This is a genomic window from Crossiella sp. NPDC003009, assembly GCF_053591555.1.
In genome coordinates this window covers 180,294-199,047 of sequence record NZ_JBSFUA010000003.1, presented here as the reverse complement: position 1 = coordinate 199,047, position 18,754 = coordinate 180,294, and the positions used below count along the sequence as shown (strand labels likewise).

At 72.6% G+C, this 18,754-nt stretch carries 17 protein-coding genes; 16 read left to right on the top strand and 1 reads right to left on the bottom strand.

Annotated features, from left to right (window positions below):
* Positions 1-39 precede the first annotated feature (39 nt).
* Both ACWDY5_RS04970 and ACWDY5_RS04965 read left to right on the top strand, forming a co-directional pair.
* Positions 40-930, top strand: a complete 891-nt coding sequence (locus ACWDY5_RS04970) for a DUF4349 domain-containing protein (protein ID WP_449720993.1) — start codon at positions 40-42, stop codon at positions 928-930.
* Positions 931-1,316: 386 nt separating this feature from the next.
* Positions 1,317-2,885, top strand: coding sequence for an AMP-binding protein (locus ACWDY5_RS04965; protein WP_449720992.1), 1,569 nt, complete (start codon positions 1,317-1,319; stop codon positions 2,883-2,885).
* Positions 2,886-2,921: 36 nt separating this feature from the next.
* On the opposite strand, the gene ACWDY5_RS04960 is transcribed toward ACWDY5_RS04965, so the two are convergent.
* Positions 2,922-4,133 (bottom strand): hypothetical protein, encoded by a 1,212-nt coding sequence (locus ACWDY5_RS04960; RefSeq protein ID WP_449720991.1) that lies wholly within the window; start codon positions 4,131-4,133, stop codon positions 2,922-2,924.
* A gap of 144 nt (positions 4,134-4,277) precedes the next feature.
* Between ACWDY5_RS04960 and ACWDY5_RS04955 the strand changes: the two genes are divergently transcribed.
* The 14 genes from ACWDY5_RS04955 (at position 4,278) to ACWDY5_RS04890 (ending at position 18,741) form a co-directional block, all read left to right on the top strand.
* The gene (locus ACWDY5_RS04955; RefSeq protein ID WP_449720990.1) at positions 4,278-5,804 is read left to right on the top strand and encodes an MFS transporter; all 1,527 of its coding nucleotides are present in this window, start codon (positions 4,278-4,280) and stop codon (positions 5,802-5,804) included.
* Positions 5,805-5,921: 117 nt separating this feature from the next.
* A complete protein-coding gene (locus ACWDY5_RS04950; RefSeq protein ID WP_449720989.1) occupies positions 5,922-6,683 on the top strand; it encodes a DeoR/GlpR family DNA-binding transcription regulator in 762 nt (253 codons plus the stop codon).
* Positions 6,680-7,606: a 1-phosphofructokinase family hexose kinase gene (locus tag ACWDY5_RS04945; protein ID WP_449720988.1), complete on the top strand. Its 927-nt coding sequence runs from the start codon at positions 6,680-6,682 to the stop codon at positions 7,604-7,606. The genes ACWDY5_RS04950 and ACWDY5_RS04945 overlap by 4 nt, the downstream gene beginning before the upstream one ends.
* Positions 7,603-8,646 (top strand): NAD(P)-dependent oxidoreductase, encoded by a 1,044-nt coding sequence (locus ACWDY5_RS04940; protein ID WP_449720987.1) that lies wholly within the window; start codon positions 7,603-7,605, stop codon positions 8,644-8,646. Before ACWDY5_RS04945 ends, ACWDY5_RS04940 begins: the two co-directional genes overlap by 4 nt.
* Positions 8,643-10,130 (top strand): FGGY-family carbohydrate kinase, encoded by a 1,488-nt coding sequence (locus tag ACWDY5_RS04935; RefSeq protein WP_449720986.1) that lies wholly within the window; start codon positions 8,643-8,645, stop codon positions 10,128-10,130. Before ACWDY5_RS04940 ends, ACWDY5_RS04935 begins: the two co-directional genes overlap by 4 nt.
* Positions 10,131-10,238: 108 nt before the next feature.
* A complete protein-coding gene (locus ACWDY5_RS04930) occupies positions 10,239-10,646 on the top strand; it encodes a YciI family protein (RefSeq protein ID WP_252483411.1) in 408 nt (135 codons plus the stop codon).
* Complete coding sequence (locus tag ACWDY5_RS04925) at positions 10,643-11,791, top strand: RNA polymerase sigma factor (protein WP_449720985.1); 1,149 nt, start codon at positions 10,643-10,645, stop codon at positions 11,789-11,791. The genes ACWDY5_RS04930 and ACWDY5_RS04925 overlap by 4 nt, the downstream gene beginning before the upstream one ends.
* A 130-nt stretch (positions 11,792-11,921) precedes the next feature.
* Positions 11,922-12,788 carry a helix-turn-helix domain-containing protein gene (locus tag ACWDY5_RS04920; RefSeq protein ID WP_449720984.1) on the top strand — a complete coding sequence of 289 codons (867 nt, stop codon included), beginning with the start codon at positions 11,922-11,924 and terminating at the stop codon, positions 12,786-12,788.
* Complete coding sequence (locus ACWDY5_RS04915; protein ID WP_449720983.1) at positions 12,785-13,528, top strand: phosphoglyceromutase; 744 nt, start codon at positions 12,785-12,787, stop codon at positions 13,526-13,528. The genes ACWDY5_RS04920 and ACWDY5_RS04915 overlap by 4 nt, the downstream gene beginning before the upstream one ends.
* 204 nt (positions 13,529-13,732) lie before the next feature.
* Positions 13,733-14,956 carry a sensor histidine kinase gene (locus tag ACWDY5_RS04910; protein ID WP_449720982.1) on the top strand — a complete coding sequence of 408 codons (1,224 nt, stop codon included), beginning with the start codon at positions 13,733-13,735 and terminating at the stop codon, positions 14,954-14,956.
* Positions 14,953-15,633, top strand: coding sequence for a response regulator (locus tag ACWDY5_RS04905; protein ID WP_449720981.1), 681 nt, complete (start codon positions 14,953-14,955; stop codon positions 15,631-15,633). Before ACWDY5_RS04910 ends, ACWDY5_RS04905 begins: the two co-directional genes overlap by 4 nt.
* A gap of 128 nt (positions 15,634-15,761) precedes the next feature.
* Positions 15,762-16,814 carry a Ppx/GppA phosphatase family protein gene (locus tag ACWDY5_RS04900; protein WP_449720980.1) on the top strand — a complete coding sequence of 351 codons (1,053 nt, stop codon included), beginning with the start codon at positions 15,762-15,764 and terminating at the stop codon, positions 16,812-16,814.
* Positions 16,811-17,914, top strand: a complete 1,104-nt coding sequence (locus ACWDY5_RS04895; RefSeq protein WP_449720979.1) for a hypothetical protein — start codon at positions 16,811-16,813, stop codon at positions 17,912-17,914. Before ACWDY5_RS04900 ends, ACWDY5_RS04895 begins: the two co-directional genes overlap by 4 nt.
* Positions 17,911-18,741, top strand: coding sequence for a sugar phosphate isomerase/epimerase family protein (locus ACWDY5_RS04890; protein WP_449720978.1), 831 nt, complete (start codon positions 17,911-17,913; stop codon positions 18,739-18,741). The genes ACWDY5_RS04895 and ACWDY5_RS04890 overlap by 4 nt, the downstream gene beginning before the upstream one ends.
* Positions 18,742-18,754: the final 13 nt, after the last annotated feature.

Genomic DNA, 18,754 nt, shown 5'->3' with positions numbered 1-18,754 from the left:
CGATCGTTGTACCGCTTACGACGATGGGGGTCGGACGACATGGCAGGACGATCATTGCTCGCCCTCGGCGCGCTCAGCCTGGTGCTGGTGGCCGGGTGCTCAGGCGCTGGTGAGCGGACCAACGCGGCGGTCGCGCCCGAGGTCGCGCAGGGCCAGGCGCAGCCGGGCTTTAGCAGTGGCGGCTCCGGCGACGCCAAGGTCCAGCCGGAGAAGGGTCAGGCCGCGGCCCCGCCGGAGCAGGCCGCGCTGGAGGCCAGGCAGCTGATCAGGACCGCGCGGATCGAGCTGAGCGTGGCCGAGGTGGCCGAGGCGGTGCGCAAGGCGCAGGAGGAGGCCAAGGCCGCCGGCGGGTTCGCCAGCGAGGAGAACGCCCGCGAGCAGCGGGCCACGCTCACCGTGCGGGTGCCAGCGGACAAGCTGGACGAGGTGCTCAACCGCCTGGACGACCTCGGCAAGGTCATCGTGCGCGAGCAGCGCTCCCAGGACGTCACCGACCAGCTGGTGGACACCAAGAGCAGGCTGGAGTCGCAGCGGGCCAGCGTGGACCGGGTGCGCGCGCTGCTGGAGCGGGCCGGGTCGGTCAGCGAGATCGTCCAGGTCGAGGGCGAGCTGACCAAGCGGCAGGCCGAGCTGGAGTCCTTGCAGCGCAGGCTGGAGTCGATGTCCAAGCAGGTCGCGATGTCCACCGTCACGGTGACCCTGGTGCGCGAGGGCCAGGCGGTCGCACCCAGCTCGGATGACTTCCTCAGCGGGCTGGCCGCGGGCTGGCGGGCCTTCCTCAGCACGGTCAACGCCTTGCTGGTGGCCTTCGGCGCGATGCTGCCGTTCCTGGTGGTGCTGGGCCTGTTCGGCGCACTGCTGCTGATGGTGCTGCGCCGCCGCAAGCGCAAGCCCGTCGAGCCGGTGACCGCCGAGACACCGGCGGGCTGAGAGTTGTCGCGCGGGGCGGCCCGGGAGAGAGGGGGAGTCGCGAGCTCGAGCCGCCCCGCGTCCACAAGCTCCCGCTACGTCGGACCACTGCGGGCGGGGGGAGCCCCGGGTCCGGGCGGGCCGCGGTTCGACGGGGGATACGAACCGCGATGGACACCCTCTCGAGATCGGGGAGTGCGTGGGAGCCGATCTGAAAGAGTGATGTCAACTTGGCAGATTCGATGTGGCAATCACAAGCCCGGCCCACTGCTCCATTCGAGTGTAATTAGCTCGGTGGGATAACGGGATGATGTCTGGTCGGCCCGTGTTGACAACAACTTGACTGGGAGCTGTGAGCGTAGTCACGATTGATCGCCCGATTGGCGTCCGCCGTTGGAGGGAACACCATGGCTTTTCGCAGTCCGTACCCCGATGTCGCGATTCCGGACGTCTCGCTGCCCGAGCTGCTCTTCGGCTCGCTGAGCCCGGAACAGGCTGCGGCGCCTGCGCTGATCGATGGTCCGAGTGGCCGAGTGCTGCGCTACGGGGAGCTGGCCGCGCTGGTCGACAAGGCGGCTGCCGGGCTTGTTGCCCGCGGTATCAACAAGGGTGATGTGGTCGGCATCTTCAGCCCGAACACGCCCTACTACGCGGTGATCTTCCACGGGGTGCTGCGGGCGGGCGCGGTGGCCACCACGGTGAACGCGCTCTACACCGCCGAGGAGCTGGCCCACCAGCTCACCGACGCGGGGGCGAAGCTGCTGGTCACCGTCTCCGCCTTCGCCGATCGCGCGCTGGCCGCAGCCGAGGCCGCCGGGATCGCCGAGGTGGTGTTCCTGGACGGGCTGGCGGGCCACCCGTCGCTGGCCGAGCTGCTGGCCACCGAGGCGGCCCCGCCCCAGGTGCAGATCGACCCGGCCGAGGACCTGGCCGTGCTGCCCTACTCCTCCGGCACCACCGGCCGGGCCAAGGGCGTGATGCTGACCCACCGCAACCTGGTGGCCAACATCGAGCAGTTCAAGCAGGTCGTGCACATCACCGCCGAGGACCGGGTGCTCGCGGTGCTGCCGTTCTTCCACATCTACGGCATGCAGGTGACCATGAACCACGCGCTCGCGGTGGGCGCGACCGTGGTGACCATGCCCAAGTTCGACCTGGCCGAGTTCCTCCGGGTCATCGCCGAGCACCGCACCAGCTACGTCTACATCGCCCCGCCGGTGGCGGTCGCGCTGGCCAAGCACCCGATGGTGGAGCAGTACGACCTGTCCGCGATGAAGATGCTGTTCTCCGGGGCCGCGCCGCTGGACGCGGAGCTGGCCGGCGCGGTGGCCAAGCGGCTGGGCGTGGAGGTGCGGCAGGGCTACGGGATGACCGAGATGAGCCCGGTCAGCCACGCCATCCCGAGCGACCGGCCGGACATCAACGTGGGCACGGTCGGGCTGATCCTGCCGAACATGGTGTGCAAGCTCGTCGACCCGGCCACCGAGGCGGAGGCCGCGCCCGGCCAGCCCGGCGAGCTGTGGTGCCAGGGGCCCAACGTGATGAAGGGCTACCTGAACAACGAGGACGCGACCAGGGCCACGCTGGATGAGGATGGCTTCCTGCACACCGGCGACGTCGCGGTGATCGACGAGCGCGGAGTTGTGTCCATTGTGGACAGGGTCAAGGAGCTGATCAAGTACAAGGGCTACCAGGTGCCGCCCGCCGAGCTGGAGGCCCTGCTGCTGACCCATCCCCAGATCGCGGACGCCGCGGTGATCGGGGTGCGCGACGCCGAGGGCGAGGAGGTGCCCAAGGCGTTCGTGGTGCGCCAGCAGGGCGCTGACGGCCTGGACGAGGCCGCGGTGATGGCGTTCGTGGCCGGGCAGGTGGCCCCGCACAAGAAGGTCCGCGTGGTGGAGTTCCTGGACGTCATCCCCAAGTCCGCCAGCGGCAAGATCCTGCGCAAGGACCTGCGCGCCCGCGAGGCGGGCTGACCCCGTCCCCGGCGGGCCGGGGTCAGCCCCGGCCCGTCAGGGGTGCACGTCCGCGCCGAGCAGCACCGGCTGCCAGCCCCGCACGCTGCCGCCGTCGTGCGGCCACAGCGTGCTGACCTTGCCGTCGGCCAGGTTCAGCGACTGCACGGTGAGCATCCGCGGCTGGTGCGGGGACAGCCAGCGGTTGTAGCGCATCAGGTAGACCGAGTCGTCCCGCCAGGACCAGGCCGCCGAGCCCATCACCCACGGGATGAACGGGAAGGTCATCGAGTTGGGCGGCAGCACGTACCTGGTGTGCGTGCCGGTGCGCAGGTCCAGCACCACCAGGGCCTCGAAGTCCGGAGGGGTGGGCGGCGGCACCGCGTAGGCGATCTTGTCGCCCCGCACCGACAGCGCCGAGCGGTGCTCGTTGTCGTGGAAGTTCTCGCCGAAGACCCGCTCACCGCGGTCCGCGCCGAAGTGCTCCGCGGCCAGCGGCTCGACCCGGCCCGCGCTGATCCGCCAGAAGCCCTTGGGCGTGCGCACCACGGCGATCCCGCTGGCGCTCACCAGGATCCGGTCCGCGGTCGCGCCGTCCGGGGTGGTGATCGGACCGAACGTGCCGCCGTAGCGCGCCCACAGCGGGCCCTGCTCGCCCCTGGCGTAGAGCCGGTCCTGGCCGTAGCCCAGGCTGACGTTGACGTGCTTGTGGGTGGTCCGGTCGTAGTTGCCGCTGTACTGGAACTCCGCCCGGTCGGGGAACCGCTTGACCTCGGGCAGCCGGGCCAGCACCACTCCCTTGCCCGCCCGGCCCACGGGGTAGCGGCGCAGCACGGTCTCGGTGTCGCCGACCGTCTCGGTGGTGACCACGCCGTAGCCGTCCGGGGTGAGGTCGAACGGCGTCTCGGCGGCGGCGAAGCGCTGGGTCCAGGACCGCAGCTCGGTGGCCCCTGGCGCGCCGACGCCCAGGGTGAGCGTGCCGTCCGGGTTCGCGGCCACGGCCTGGAACAGCGCCTGGCGGCCGCCGAGTGAGGCGCCGATCATGCGGGACTCGGCGCTGACCCCGTTGAACTGGCGTGGCTTGGGATAGGCGCTCTCCGCGACCGTGCCCGCGCCGTTGTCGTAGCGGTGCAGCTCGTGGCCGCCGAGCTCGTCGGAGGCCTGGAACGAGGCGATGGACTCCGGCGCGGGCGCGGCGTTCGCCGGTGTGGCGACCAGTAACAAGGACAGCGCCAGCACCGGTGTGCAGGCGCGCGTGAACGCGGACATGATCGTGGAACCCCCTGTGGCTGAAGAACTTCCCCTGGCCCTCGACGGTAGGCCCCGTACGGCATTTCCGCGTCCACCGAACGGCATATCAGAAACCCTGCGGCTGCCTTGTGCGGTCCCCTGCGCGCTGGCCCACTGGCAGCCATGGACGAGCTGACGCACCGGCGGCGCTGGGGCATCCTCGCCGTGCTGAGCAGCTGTCTGCTCATCCCGGTGCTGGACACCATGATCCTCCAGGTCGCGTTGCAGCGGATCCAGGCCGAGCTGGGCGCCACCCAGTCCGAGCTGCAATGGGCGGTGGACGCCTACACGCTGGTCTTCGCCGCGCTGCTGCTCACCACCGGCGCGCTGGCCGACGCGGTGGGGCGCAAGCGGATCCTGCTGCTCGGGCTGCTCGCTTTCGGTATCGCCTCCGCGCTGTGCGCCTTCGCCACCTCGCCGGGTGAGCTGGTGCTGTTCCGGGCGATCAAGGGGATCGGCGCGGCCGCCGTGCCCGCGACCAGCCTGGCCATCCTGACCACGGTGTTCCCGGCGGAGGAGCGGGCGCGGGCGATCGGGATCTTCTCCGGTGTCTCGGGGCTGGGGGTGGCGCTCGGGCCGGTGGTCGGCGGGGTGCTGCTGGAGCACTTCTGGTGGGGCTCGGTGTTCCTGGTGAACGTGCCGGTGGTGCTGGCCGGGCTGGCGCTGGTCGGCTGGCTGGTGCCGGAGTCGCGATCGGCGCGGCGGCGGCCGCTGGACCCGCTCGGCGCGCTGCTGTCCATCGGCGGCATCGGGCTGCTGGTGTACGCGATCATCCACGGCGGCGAGGCCGGGGACTGGCTGGGCGCGGGGGTGCTGCTGCCGCTGGGCGGGGCGGTGGCGCTGCTGGCGCTGTTCGTGCTGGCGGAGCGGCGGACCAGTGATCCGGCCGTCGACCTCGGCCTGTTCCGCAGCCCGGTGTTCACCGCGGGCTCCGGTGCGGTGGCGATCGGGTTCTTCGTGCAGTCCGGCGGGTTCTTCGCGCTGGTGTTCTACCTCCAGCTGCTGCGCGGCAACTCACCGCTGGAAACCGGGCTGCTGTTCCTGCCGGTGGCCCTGGGCACGGTGCTCGGCTCCACCCGCGGCGCCGCGCTGAGCAGGCGGTTCGGCGCGAACGTGGTGGTCGGCGGCGGGCTGGCGGTCTCCGGGCTGTTCTTCGCGGGCAGCGCGTTCTGGGCGGCGAGCACGCCGGTGTGGTTGCTGGAGCTGCTGTTCGGGGTGTTCGGGCTGGCCTTCGGCTGCGTGCTCGGACCGGCCACCGCCGCCGCGATGAGCGTGGTGCCGCCGGAGCAGGTGGCGGCCGGTTCCGCGGTCAACAGCGCGGTGCGCCAGATCGGCGCGGCGCTGGGCATCGCGGTGGTCGGCTCGGTGCTCTCCGTCGGCTACCGGAGCTCCCTCGGCGGCGCGGCCGGGCTGCTGCCCGAACCGCTGCGGGCGCAGGCCGCCGACTCGCTCGGCGCGACCCTCGCGGTGCGCGGGCAGGCCGGTGCGGGCGCGGGCGAGCTGGGCGAGGCGGCCTTCGCCGCGTTCCTGGACGGGATGGCCGCCGCGGTGGGCACCGCGTCCGCCGCGGCCCTGCTCGGCGCGGTGCTGGCGGTGGCGTTGCTGCCCGGCCGGGTGCCCGCGCGGGCCGGAACGGGCGTCCGCGGCTGAGGCGTGCTGCGGCTTCGAGTTGTCGAGGCGGGCACAACCGGGCAGATTCAGCATCGGTGCCTTGCTGGCGGCCTGGTTCCGCGCCGGGTTAGAACAAGGGCACGGAGGTGGCCGATCGTGGATGCCGAGCAGCGTCGCCGGTGGCTGGTGGCCGCCGCCCGCGCGGAGGGCCGGGTGGAGGTCACCGCGGCCGCGGCCGTGCTGGACACCGCGCCGGAGACCATCCGCCGCGACCTGGCGCTGCTGGAGAAGCACGGGCTGCTGCACCGGGTGCACGGCGGCGCGCGGCCGGTGGAGCGGGCCGGCTACGAGATCGAGCTGGCCACCAGGGAACACCGCCGCCTGGCCGAGAAGCAGCGGATCGCGCGGGCCGCGCTGGACCAGCTCGGCGACGCCGAGTCGGTCTACCTCGACGAGGGCTCCACCGGCCGCGCGCTGGCCGACGCCTTCCCGGCCGACCGCCGGTGCACCGTGGTCACCTCGGCGCTGCCCACCGCGACCGCGCTGGCCACCGGCACCGCGGCCACCGTGCTGGTGCTCGGCGGCCGGCTGCGCGGCAACACCCTGGCCACCGTGGACCACTGGGCCACCCGGATGCTCGCCGACCTGGTGCTGGACGTGGTCTTCCTGGGCGCCAACGGGATCAGCAGGGAACACGGCCTCACCACACCCGACCCGGCGGTGGCCGCGATCAAGTCCAAGGCGCTGGCCCGCGCCGGGCGCAAGATCCTGATCGCCGACCACACCAAGTTCGGCGTGAACAGCTTCTGCCGCTTCGCCGACGTCGCCGACTTCGACGTGATCGTCACCGACACCGGCCTGCCCGCGGCGCAGGCCCGCCGGTACTCCCTGCTCGGCCCCGAGGTGGTGCGCGCATGATCGTCACGGTTACCCCGAACCCCAGCCTGGACCGGACCCTGGTGCTGGCCGGACGGCTGCGGCCGGGCCAGGTGCACCGGGCCACCGCGAGCCGCACCGAGGCCAGCGGCAAGGGCGTCAACGTGACCAGGGTGTTGCGCGCCAACGGGATCGACTCCACCGCGGTGCTGCCACTGGGCGGCGCCGCCGGGGCCGAACTGCGCGCATTGCTTGTCGCACAGCAGGTTCCGTTCGCCGCGGTGCCCATCGCCGGGCGGATCCGGGGCAACGTCACCGTGCTGGACGGCCGCTCGGGCACCACCAAGCTGAACGAGCCCGGCCCTGAGCTGAGCGCCGCGGAGGTCGACGAACTGGTTGCCACCACGGCGAAAGCGGTGCGCACGAGCCAGGCCCGCTGGCTGGCCATCTGCGGCTCGCTGCCGCCGGGCGCGCCGCCAGGGCTGGTCACCCGGCTGGTCGCGGCCGGGCACGCGGGCGGGGCCGCAGTCGCGGTGGACAGCTCGGGCGTCGGGCTGGCCGAGGCGGTGCGCGCGGGCGCGGACCTGGTCGCGCCCAACGGCGAGGAGCTGGCCGAACTGGCCGGGCAGCCGGTCACCGGACCGGACAGCGCGGCCGAGGCCGCCGCGAACCTGTTCTCCGGCACCGCGCTGGTCAGCCTCGGCGAGCTGGGCGCGGTGCTGGTCCGGCCCAACGGCACCGCCATGCACGCGGTCCCGCCGCCGGTCACCGTGGTCAACACCGCCGGGGCCGGGGACGCGCTGCTGGCCGGCTGGCTGGCCGCCGAGGGCCCGGCCGCGGCCCGGCTGGCCCGCGCGGTCGCCTGGGGCACCGGCGCCTGCCTGGCCGAGGGCACCGCGGAGCTGCCCGACCACCCGGTGGCCCCGGAGCTGGTCACCACCACCGAACTCGAGGAGCGCGCATGAACGTCCTGGTCGCGGGCGACCGCTTCATCCCGGGCGGCACCTTCGCCGAGGAGATCGAGGCCCGGCTGCCCGGCACCCCGGTCACCGTGGCCGACTGGTCGGGGGAGAAGGCGACGCAGCACGAGGCGCAGCAGCGGATGGAGGTGCACGGTGCGGCCGCGGTGCCCGCCCCGCCGGAGCTGCTCGCCGCGGTGCCGGGGGCTGAGGTGCTGTGCGTGCACTTCGCCCCGGTCGGCCCCGACCTGCTGGCCGCCGCGGACGGCCTGCGGCTGGTCGCGGTGGCCCGCACCGGGCTGGAGAACGTGGACCTGGACACCGCGAGCGCGCGCGGCATCGGCGTGGTGCCGGTGTTCGGGCGCAACGCCTCCGCGGTGGCCGAGCTGCAGATCGGGCTGATCCTGGCCGAGTCGCGCGACATCGCCCGCGCGGACGCCTCGGTGAAGAACGGCGGCTGGCGCAAGGAGTTCCCCGGCCGCCGGGTCGAGCTGGGCGGCAGCACCGTGGGCATGATCGGCTTCGGCCAGGTGGGCCGCCACTTCGCCCGCAAGCTCAGCGGTTTCGGCTGCACGCTGCTCGCCTACGACCCCTACGCCCCGGACGAGGCGCTGGCCGAGTCCGGTGTCCGCCGAGCGTCCACTATGGACGATCTACTGCCCGGCGCGGACTTCGTGGTGGTGCAGGCCAGGCACAGCGCGGAGACCGACCGGTTCATCGGCGCCCGCGAGCTGGCCCTGCTCAAGCCGGGCGCGTACTTCGTCAACGTGGCCCGCAGCCGGGTGGTGGACACCGGGGCGCTCTACACCGCGCTGGCCGAGGGCCGGATCGCGGGCGCGGGCCTGGACGTCTTCGACGAGGAGCCGCTGGCGCCGGACTCGCCCTGGCGGCGGCTGGACAACGTCACCCTGACCACCCACTTCGGCGGAGACACCGAGCAGACCAACCGCACCTCGGCAGCCCTGGTCGCCGAGGCGGTGGCCGAGTTCACCGAGACCGGCCGGGTGCGCACCGCGGCCAACGCGGACCTGCTGGGCTGGTCGTGACCGATCTGCTGCTCGGCATCGACGCCGGGCAGACCGTCACCAAAGCGGTGCTGGTGCACGCGGAGACCGGCCGGGAGGTCGCGGTCGGGCAGGCCAGGGTGCCGGTGTCCACCCCGCACCCGCGCTGGGTGGAACGCGACCAGGACCAGGTGTGGGACGGCTGCGTGCGGGCCGTCCGGGCCGCGCTGGCCGGGATCGACAGCGGCCGGATCGCCGCGATCGGTCTGTGCGGGCACAACGACGGCTGCTACCCGGTGGCCGCGGACCTGCGCCCGGTCCGGCCCGCCGTCCTGGCCATGGACTCCCGCGCGCACGAGCAGGTCCGGCACTACCGGGACATCGGGGCCGCCGAGGCCGCGCTGCCGCTGACCGGCCAGTCCCCGTTCGCGGCCAGCCCGGCCGCGGTGCAGGCCTGGCTGCTGGCCGAGGAACCGGAGGCGATGGCCAGGACCAGGTGGCTGTTGTTCTGCAAGGACTGGCTGCGGCTGTGCCTGACCGGCGAGGTGGCCACCGACCCGACCGAGGCCTCCGCCTCCTTCACCGACGTGCGCAGCCAGCGCTACAGCCCGGCCGCCTTTGAGCTCTACGGCCTGACCGAGCTCGCGGACAAGCAGCCGCCGATCCTGGGCAGCGCGGAGGTCGCCGGCCGGGTCACCGCGGCGGCGGCCGGGCTGACCGGCCTGCGCGCGGGCACTCCGATGGTCACCGGCGCGCACGACGTGGACGCGGCCGCGCTCGGCATGGGCGCGGTGACCCCCGGCGCGGTGTCGATGGTGATGGGCACCTTCAGCATCAACCAGGTGGTCACCGGCACGGTCCGGCTGGACCACCGCTGGCAGGCCCGCGCCTTCCTGCGACCCGGCCAGTGGCTGGCCATGTCCACCAGCCCGGCCTCCTCCTCGAACCTGGAGTGGTTCGTCCGCACGCTGTGCCCGGAGGCCGCCCACGGTGAGGACCCGTTCGCCTTCGTGGCCGCCGAGGTCGCCGCCAGCACCCGCCCCGACCTGCCGCTCTACCTGCCGTTCCTGTTCGGCGCACCCGTCGACCCCGGCCCGGCCGCCTCAGCGGGATTCCTCGGTGTGCGCGGCTGGCACACCAGGGGTGACCTGCTGCGTGCGCTCTGGGAGGGGGTGGCGCTCAACCACCGCACGCACCTGTCCGCGCTGCGCGAGGCATTCCCGTTCACCGGCGCGGGCCGGCTCTCCGGCGGCGGCGCGCGCAGCCCGGCCTGGAGCCAGCTGCTGGCCGACACCGTGGACCTGCCGCTGGAGGTCACCGCGGGCGCGGAACCGGGCGCGCGTGGCGCGGCCCTGCTGGCCGGGATCGGCGCCGGGCGCTTCGCCGGGCTGACCGAGGCGGCGGCCACCGCCGAGGTGGTCCGCGCGCACGAACCCGACCCGGCCGGGGTGCGCCGGATGACCGAGCGGGCCGAGGAGTACCGGGCCGCCATCACCGCGCTCGGCCGCTGGTGGGGCACCGGCTGACCGGGTCCGAAAAAAATCTTGGCCGGGGATGTCGAGAACCCGGAACCCGCTCCGTCCCAGGGGTGAAAGCGGCCAGAATGGGCCGCACCCGCACTGAGGAGAACCACGATGGCCAAGTACCTGCTGCTCAAGCACTACCGCGGCGCCCCGGACGCGGTGAACAACGTGCCGATGGCGGAGTGGACGCCCGAGGAGGTCTCGGCGCACATCCAGTACATGCGGGACTTCGCCGACCGGCTGGAGCAGACCGGCGAGTACGTCGACGGCCAGGCCCTCGCGCCGGAGGGCATGTTCGTCCGCTACGACGGCGAGGGCAGGCCGCCGATCACCGACGGTCCCTTCGCCGAGACCAAGGACCTGATCGCCGGGTGGATGGTGATCGACGTGGAGAGCCAGGAACGGGCGATCGAGCTGGCAGGGGAGCTCTCCGCCGCCCCCGGCGCGGGCGGCAAGCCGATCCACGAGTGGCTGGAGCTGCGCCCCTTCTACGGCGTGCCGGCCACCATCACGGAATGACCACTGGTCTGGACGAGGCCCTGCTCCGGAGCCTCACGCCCAATGTGCTCGGGGTCCTCGTCCGCCGCGGAGCTGACTTCGTGGCGGCCGAGGACGCCGTGCAGGAGGCGCTGATCGAGGCGATCCGCGTCTGGCCTGCCGACCCGCCGAGGGATGCGAAGGGCTGGCTGGTCACCGCGGCCTGGCGCAAGTTCCTGGACGCGGCCCGCGCGGAGACCGCCCGGCGCAGGCGCGAGGACCTCCAGGAGGAGGAACCGGCGCCGGGGCCAGCGCCGGGGGTGGACGACACGCTCCAGCTGTACTTCCTGTGCGCCCACCCGTCGCTGACGCCGTCCTCGGCGGTCGCGCTCACCCTGCGCGCGGTCGGCGGGCTGACCACCAAGCAGATCGCCCAGGCCTACCTGGTGCCCGAGGCGACCATGGCGCAGCGGATCAGCCGGGCCAAGCGCACCGTGGCCGGTGTCCGGTTCGACCAGCCCGGTGACGTGGCCACCGTGCTGCGGGTGCTCTACCTGGTGTTCAACGAGGGCTACTCCGGCGACGTGGACCTGGCCGCCGAGGCCATCCGGCTGACCAGGCAGCTGGCCACCACGATCGACCATCCCGAGGTGGCCGGGCTGCTCGCGCTGATGCTGCTGCACCACGCCCGCCGCGCCGCCCGGACCACGCCGGAGGGCCGCCTGGTGCCGCTGGCCGAGCAGGACCGCGGCCGGTGGGACACGAAGTTGATCGCCGAGGGCGTCGAGATCCTGCAGGCGGCGCTGGCCCGCGACCGGCTGGGCGAGTTCCAGGCCCAGGCGGCCATCGCGGCGCTGCACGCGGACGCGCCGGCCGCCGAGGAGACCGACTGGGTGCAGATCGTGGAGTGGTACGACGAGCTGCTCAGCCTGACCGACAGCCCGGTCGTCCGGCTCAACCGCGTGGTCGCCCTCGGCGAGGCGGACGGACCGCGCGCCGGTCTGAAGGCGCTGGCCGAGCTGGACGAGTCGCTGCCCCGGCACACCGCGGTGGCGGCCTACCTGCACGAGCGCGACGGGGACCTGGCCACGGCGGCCCGGTTGTACGCCGAGGCGGCGCGGAAGGCGACCACCCTGGCCGAGGTCGAACACCTGACCCGCCAGGCCGCCCGGCTGCACGCCCGTTAACCCGTTTAACTCGAATTCCAATGGCAATATTCGGGAGAGAATGGCAACAACAACTCTCGCCATTCCGCTAAGGGGTGGATCTTCCGGAAAAAGGGCCGGAATTCGAGCCGGGTCCGGTTATGTTGCGCGCGTGGTGGAGGAGGAAAGCACGGCGCAGCGGCGCGAACTGGGGGAAGGCCTGCGGATCCAGCGTGAGCGGGCCGGACTGAGCAGGGCGGAGCTGATCGAGCACTTCGACTGGTCGGCGAGCAAGTTCTCCCGGCTGGAGGCGGGCAAACGCGGTATCTCGGAAACCGATGTCACCCGCTTCCTCGGTTACTGCCGGGCGGCCAACAAAGAGGTGGACCGGCTGCTCGCCATTCACCGGGAACCGGACACCGGCTACTGGGCCCGGCCGCATTCCGGCCGGTTCGCCGACGCCCTGCGCACCCTGCTGCTGCACGAGTCCACCGCCTGCACGCTGGCCAGCTACGACCTCGCCGTGGTGCCGCCGCTGCTGCAGACCGAGGGCTACGCCAGGGCGCTGCTCGGCGAGGACGCCGGCCTGCGCGCCCGGCTGGACCGGCAGGCCGTGCTGCCCAGCGTGGGCCTGGCCACCTTCTACATCCACGAGGCCGCGCTGCGCGCCAGGGTCGGCCCGCCGGTGGTGATGCGGCGCCAGCTGGAGTTCCTGGCCCGCAGGGTGGACTGGGCGCGCTGCCGGATCCGGGTGGTGCCGATGTCCGTCTCCGCGGCCAGGACCAGCGTGAACTCCTTCACCCGGCTGTCCTTCCGGGACCACGGGCCGCTGGTGCACGTGGAGCTGGAGACGGCCAGCCTGTTCCTGGAGCACCCGACCTCGCTTGATCGTTACGAGACCGTCCTCGACACCCTCCGGCGACTCGCCAAGGGGCCTGCGGAGTCCCGTGACCTGCTGCTCCAGCTGGCCAGGGAGCCGGAACCGGCAACCGGTGGCGACGTCACCACTAACGGTGATCTGGCAGGCTGTGGCCCATGACAGGCACGTTGGTGTTGCTCCGTCACGGCCAGAGCGTCTGGAACGCCGAGAACCTGTTCACCGGCTGGGTGGACGTCCCGCTGTCGGAGCAGGGTGAGGCCGAGGCACGCCGGGGCGGTGAGCTGCTCAGGGACGCCGGGCTGCTGCCGGACATCCTGCACACGTCGCTGCTGCGCCGCGCGATCTCCACCGCGAACCTCGCGCTGGACGCCTGCGACCGGCACTGGATTCCGGTGAAGCGGGACTGGCGGCTCAACGAGCGCCACTACGGCGCGCTCCAGGGCAAGGACAAGAAGCAGACCCTGGAGACCTACGGCGAGGAGCAGTTCATGCTCTGGCGCCGCTCCTACGACACCCCGCCGCCCGAGATCGAGCTGGGCAGCACCTACAGCCAGGACGGCGACCCGCGCTACGACGGGCTCGGCGCCGCGCTGCCGCGCACCGAGTGCCTCCAGGACGTGGTGGCGCGGATGCTCCCGTACTGGGAGAACGAGGTCGTGCCGGACCTGCGGGCAGGCCAGACGGTGCTGCTGGCCGCGCACGGCAACTCGCTGCGCGCGCTGGTCAAGCACCTGGACGGGATCAGCGACGAGGCCATCGCCGGGCTGAACATCCCCACCGGCATCCCGCTGCGCTACGACCTGGACGAGCAGCTCCGGCCGCTCAAGGCAGGCGGGGAGTACCTCGACCCGAACGCGGCCGCGGACGCGATCAAGGCCGTGGCCAACCAGGGCCGCTGAAAAACCACTCCGACTACTCGCCAAACGCGCTCGGACAGTGTCCGGGCGCGTTTGACGTTTCCACCGAAGGAGTGGCGTCAAATGAACATCGGGTGACACAGCGCCTAACGTGCGGTGTACCTCACACCATTCTGGTGTCACCACGGTCACGTATAGCCTTCTGGGAGTAGGCCGGGAGCCCGTTCGGCTGCTTACCATGCGCCCGTGACCGCATCGGGCCTGCTCGCCCTGTCGATCTGCGCGGCCCTAGTCGCCGCGGTCCTCGGCTTTTTCCTCGGCCGGTCGATCACCGCCCGAGCCCACCGCAAACCGCCCGGCCTGACCGTGGCCGACCTGATGCAGCGGGTGGTGCACTCCTCGCACAACGCGGTGGCCGTGCTCAACCGGTTCGGCGACGTGGTGCTGCACAACCCGCGCGCCGAGGAGCTGGGCGTGGTGGTGGACGCCAGGGCCGACCCCAGGGCCCGCAAGGCCGCCGAGGTGGTGCTGGAGACCGGCGAGGTGCTGGAGGTCGACCTCTCCCCGCTGGAGCGGGCCACCCTGTCCAGCCGCCAGCCGGCCGCGGTGCTCGGCGAGGCCAGGCTGCTCGGCGACGGCTTCGTGGTGGTGGACGCCTCCGACGAGTCGGACGCGGTCCGGCTGGAGGCGATCCGCCGGGACTTCGTGGCCAACGTCAGCCACGAGCTCAAGACCCCGGTCGGCGCGCTCGCGCTGCTGGCCGAGGCGGTGCTGGACGCCGTGGACGACGAGGACGAGGTCCGCCGGTTCGCCAGCAAGATCCTGCACGAGGCCAACCGGCTGGGCACCCTGGTCACCGAGCTGATCGCGCTGTCCCGGCTGCAGGGCGCGGAACGGCTGCCCGAGCTGACCCCGGTCGAGCTGGACGCGGTGGTCACCGAGGCGCTGGGCCGGTGCAAGCTGGCCGCGGAGTCCCTCGGCATCGAGATCGCCGCGGACGAGGCCAGCGGCCTGATCGTGGACGGCGACCGGACCCTGCTGGTCACCGCGCTGGCCAACCTGATCGACAACGCGGTCGCCTACTCCCCGCCGGACAGCCCGGTGTCGGTGAGCAGGCGGCTGGTGGACAACTTCGTCGAGATCTCGGTCACCGACCGGGGCATCGGCATCCCCGCCGAGCTGCAGGGCCGGGTGTTCGAGCGGTTCTTCCGCATCGACCCCGCGCGCTCCCGCGCCACCGGCGGCACCGGACTCGGGCTGGCCATCGTCAAACACGTGGCCGCCAACCACGCTGGTGAGGTGCGGCTGTGGAGCCGCCCCGGCACCGGTTCCACGTTCACCATGCGCATCCCGGCACACCGGGCCGACCATGGTGGCGGAACCCCCAATTCGTCCACAGTGGACGTACGGGACGCGGACGACCCGCGCCCCGTCAACGCTGGCAGCGTCGAGCATGGAGGAGTGCAGTGACCAGGGTGCTCATCGTCGAGGACGAGGAGTCCTTCGCCGACCCGCTGGCGTTCCTGCTGCGCAAGGAGGGTTTCGCCACCGCGGTGGCGACCACCGGGCAGGAGGCGCTTGAGGAGTTCGACCGCAACGGCGCGGACATCGTGCTGCTGGACCTCATGCTGCCCGGTATGAGCGGCACCGACGTCTGCAAGGCGCTGCGGCAGCGCTCCGCGGTGCCGGTGATCATGGTGACCGCGCGGGACAGCGAGATCGACAAGGTGGTCGGGCTGGAGCTCGGCGCGGATGACTACGTGACCAAGCCCTACTCGGCCCGCGAGCTGATCGCCCGGATCAGGGCGGTGCTGCGCCGCGGCGGCGAGTCCGAGGAGCTGCTGCCCCAGGTGCTGGAGGCGGGCCCGGTGCGGATGGACGTGGAGCGGCACGTGGTGACCGTCAGCGGTGGCGAGGTCAGCCTGCCGCTGAAGGAGTTCGACCTGCTGGAGTACCTGCTCCGCAACGTCGGCCGGGTGCTCACCCGCGGCCAGCTGATCGACCGGGTGTGGGGCGCGGACTACGTCGGCGACACCAAGACGCTGGACGTGCACGTCAAGCGGCTGCGCTCCAAGATCGAACCCGACCCGGGAGCCCCTCGGCACCTGGTCACGGTCCGCGGCTTGGGCTATAAGTTCGAGAGCTGAGCCAATCGGCCTAATGATCATGGGAAAAAGCACGCTAAGTGATCTTGACAGGCGTGCTTTTTCCCGAGATCGGCGCAGATCCGACCGGTGCCGGTGAACCCGCGGATGCCGCCAGGTACTTTGCTCTGGTGCGGCTCGGCGTGCTCGACGTGGGTTCGAACACCGTCCATCTCCTCGTGGTGGACGCGCATCGGGGTGCCCAGCCGACCCCGATGAGTTCGATCAAGACCATGCTCCGCCTTGCCGAGCAGCTGGACCGCAACGGCAGGCTGACCAAGGCGGGCTCGGACAACCTGGTACGCACGGTGGCCGCGGCCAAGCACGAGGCGGCCAAGCTGGGCTGCGACGACCTGATGGCCTTCGCCACCTCCGCGGTGCGCGAGGCAGGCAACTCCGCCGCGGTGCTCAGCCGGGTGCGCAAGGAGACCGGCGTCGACCTCAAGGTGCTCTCCGGCGCCGACGAGGCCCGCTACACCTTCCTCGCGGTGCGCCGCTGGTTCGGCTGGTCCGCGGGCAGGCTGCTGGTGGTGGACATCGGCGGCGGCTCGCTGGAGCTGGCCAGCGGCATGGACGAGGACCCCGAGCTGGCCTTCTCGGTGCCGCTGGGCGCGGGCAGGCTCACCAGGACCCGGTTCCGGCACGACCCGCCGCACCAGCGCGAGATCAGGGCCACCCGGGAGTGGCTGACCGAAGAACTGGCTGAGGTGACCAGGGTGCTGCGCAAGAGCGGCGTCCCGGACCGCGCGGTGGCCAGCTCCAAGACCTTCCGCACGCTGGCCAGGCTCACCGGCGCCGCGCCCTCCTCGGCGGGGCCGAGGGTCAGCCGGGTGCTCACCGACAGCGGGCTGCGCCAGCTGATCGCCTTCATCTCCCGGATGTCCGCCGCCGACCTGGCCGACCTGGAGGGGGTCAGCGCGAGCCGGGCGCACCAGCTGGTGGCCGGCGCGCTGGTGGCCGAGGCCACCATGCGAGCGTTGTCACTCCCGCAGCTGGAGATTTGCCCGTGGGCCCTCCGTGAGGGTGTCATTCTCCGGCGGCTGGACCAGACGGACGGCGACGACCACACTGTCTCCGACCCTGGCGGAGCCGAGACGACCAACGGCTCCGGGCCTGACGCTGGGCAGGAGCAAGGTCACAACACTGGACGGATGGGCCAGCACGGGGCACGGTGGAACCAATGAATCGGGACAGCGAGTCGGAGCGCGACAGCCAGCGCACCGTTGCGGATCTCCTCGCGCAGTACGGCGAGGGGTCCGGCAACGCCGCGCCCAGGCGCCGGCGTCGTCGTGCCGAGGACGCCAACGAGACCGCCCCGCAGCAGATCATCGACCGGATCAACTCCGACTCCGGTCAGATGCGCGCGCTGCGCGATGAGCAGCCGCCGGTCGAGCAGCCGCCGCCGGCGCCGCCGCGCGCGGCGAACGTGGACGCACCCTCCCGGCGTGACCTACCCAGTTACGACGCGCCCAGCTACGACACCCCCAGCGGCCGGTTCGCCAGGCCCGCCACGCCGACCCGCCCGGTGCCCCCGCTCGCGCCGCCGCCGGTGGCCGCCCCGGACGCGGCCGAGCTGACCACCGAGGTCCCGGCGATCACCGACGAGTACCCGACGCTGGCCGAGCCGCCCGCCGCCGGACCGCCGCCGGGCACCGCCACCAGTGGCCGCCTGCCGCGCCCGGACGTCCCGCCGGTGCCGCCGAAACCGGCGCCCAGGGCCAAGCCGAGGGTGCAGGCGGACCCGGTCACCGAGGTGCTGCCGGTCATCGACGACCCGCAGCCGGCCGAGGACGAGACGGCCCAGCGCGAGCAGGGCGAGGACTGGTTCACCGACACCGGTTACCAAGAGGTCTACACCGACGAGGGCGAGCACACCGCGCAGTACCAGGCGGTGCGGGTGCCCGAGGCGGAGCCCGAGGCCGAGTCCGAGGACGAGGAACCGCGCCCGGCGCGCGGCCCGGCCGGGCTGGACGAGGACGCCGAGGTGCCGGAGGACTACGACGAGGACGAGGAACCGCGGTCCCCGGCCAAGGAATGGCTGATGATGGTCGTCCAGCTGGGCGGCGGCGTGCTCGGCGGCGCCGGGCTGTGGCTGGGCTTCCAGTGGCTGTGGCGGGCCATCCCGTCGATCACCCTGTTCCTCGCGCTGGCCGTGATCGGCGGCATGGTGTGGCTGGTCCGCAAGATCCGCAAGGCGGACGACCTGCAGACCATCCTGCTGGCCGTGCTGGTCGGCCTGGTCGTCACGGTGTCCCCGGCCGCGCTGCTGCTAGTCGGCAAGTGACGCCCGCCCGCGCGCATCCGGCAGGCCAGTGGCGCCGGGACATCCCGATCGGGCTGTCCACCGCGGCGGTCTGGCCGCAGCCCGCCGCCACCGCCTTCCAGATGGCCGCCGAGCTGGGTTACGACGGCGTCGAGGTGATGGTCTGGGCCGACCCGGTCAGCCAGGACCTCAACGCGCTGGAGAAGCTCTCCGCCGCGCACAACATGCCGATCCTGGCCATCCACTCGCCCTGCCTGCTGATCACCCAGCGGGTCTGGTCGCCCGACCCCGAGGTCCGGCTGCGCCGCTCGGTGGCCGCGGCCGGCGCGCTGGGCGCGGAGACCGTCGTGGTGCACCCGCCGTTCCGCTGGCAGCGCCGCTATGCCGAGACCTTCTCCGCGCTGGTCGCCGAGCTGGAAGAGGTCAGTGGCATCGCGGTGGCGGTGGAGAACATGTTCCCGCTGCGCCCGCTCGGCCGGAAGCGCCAGGTCCGGCTCTCCGGCTTCCGCCCCTCGCCAGACCCGACCGACGTGGGCTACCGCAACTACACCCTGGACACCTCGCACACCTCGGCCGCGCACGTGGACGCGCTGGAACTGGCCAAGCGGATGGGCCCAGGCCTGCGGCACGTGCACCTGGCCGACGGCACCGGAGCCCCGGTGGACGAGCACCTGGTGCCCGGCCGCGGCGACCAGCCCTGCGCCCGGCTGTGCGAGGAGCTGGTGGCCAACCAGTTCACCGGATCGGTGGTGCTGGAAGTGAGCACCCGCAAGGCCCGCACCCGCGAGGAAAGGCTCGCCGACCTGGCCGAAGCCCTGCTGTTCGCCCGCCTGCACCTGGGCCGGTAAAACGGTGTATGTC

Bases quoted from the DNA above. Each gene is read 5' to 3' on its own strand.
- ACWDY5_RS04970 (WP_449720993.1), top strand. From the start codon at position 40: ATGGCAGGACGATCATTGCTCGCCCTCGGCGCGCTCAGCCTGGTGCTG.
- ACWDY5_RS04965 (WP_449720992.1), top strand. From the start codon at position 1,317: ATGGCTTTTCGCAGTCCGTACCCCGATGTCGCGATTCCGGACGTCTCG.
- ACWDY5_RS04960 (WP_449720991.1), bottom strand. From the start codon at position 4,133: ATGTCCGCGTTCACGCGCGCCTGCACACCGGTGCTGGCGCTGTCCTTG.
- ACWDY5_RS04955 (WP_449720990.1), top strand. From the start codon at position 4,278: ATGGACGAGCTGACGCACCGGCGGCGCTGGGGCATCCTCGCCGTGCTG.
- ACWDY5_RS04945 (WP_449720988.1), top strand. From the start codon at position 6,680: ATGATCGTCACGGTTACCCCGAACCCCAGCCTGGACCGGACCCTGGTG.
- ACWDY5_RS04940 (WP_449720987.1), top strand. From the start codon at position 7,603: ATGAACGTCCTGGTCGCGGGCGACCGCTTCATCCCGGGCGGCACCTTC.
- ACWDY5_RS04930 (WP_252483411.1), top strand. From the start codon at position 10,239: ATGGCCAAGTACCTGCTGCTCAAGCACTACCGCGGCGCCCCGGACGCG.
- ACWDY5_RS04925 (WP_449720985.1), top strand. From the start codon at position 10,643: ATGACCACTGGTCTGGACGAGGCCCTGCTCCGGAGCCTCACGCCCAAT.
- ACWDY5_RS04915 (WP_449720983.1), top strand. From the start codon at position 12,785: ATGACAGGCACGTTGGTGTTGCTCCGTCACGGCCAGAGCGTCTGGAAC.
- ACWDY5_RS04895 (WP_449720979.1), top strand. From the start codon at position 16,811: ATGAATCGGGACAGCGAGTCGGAGCGCGACAGCCAGCGCACCGTTGCG.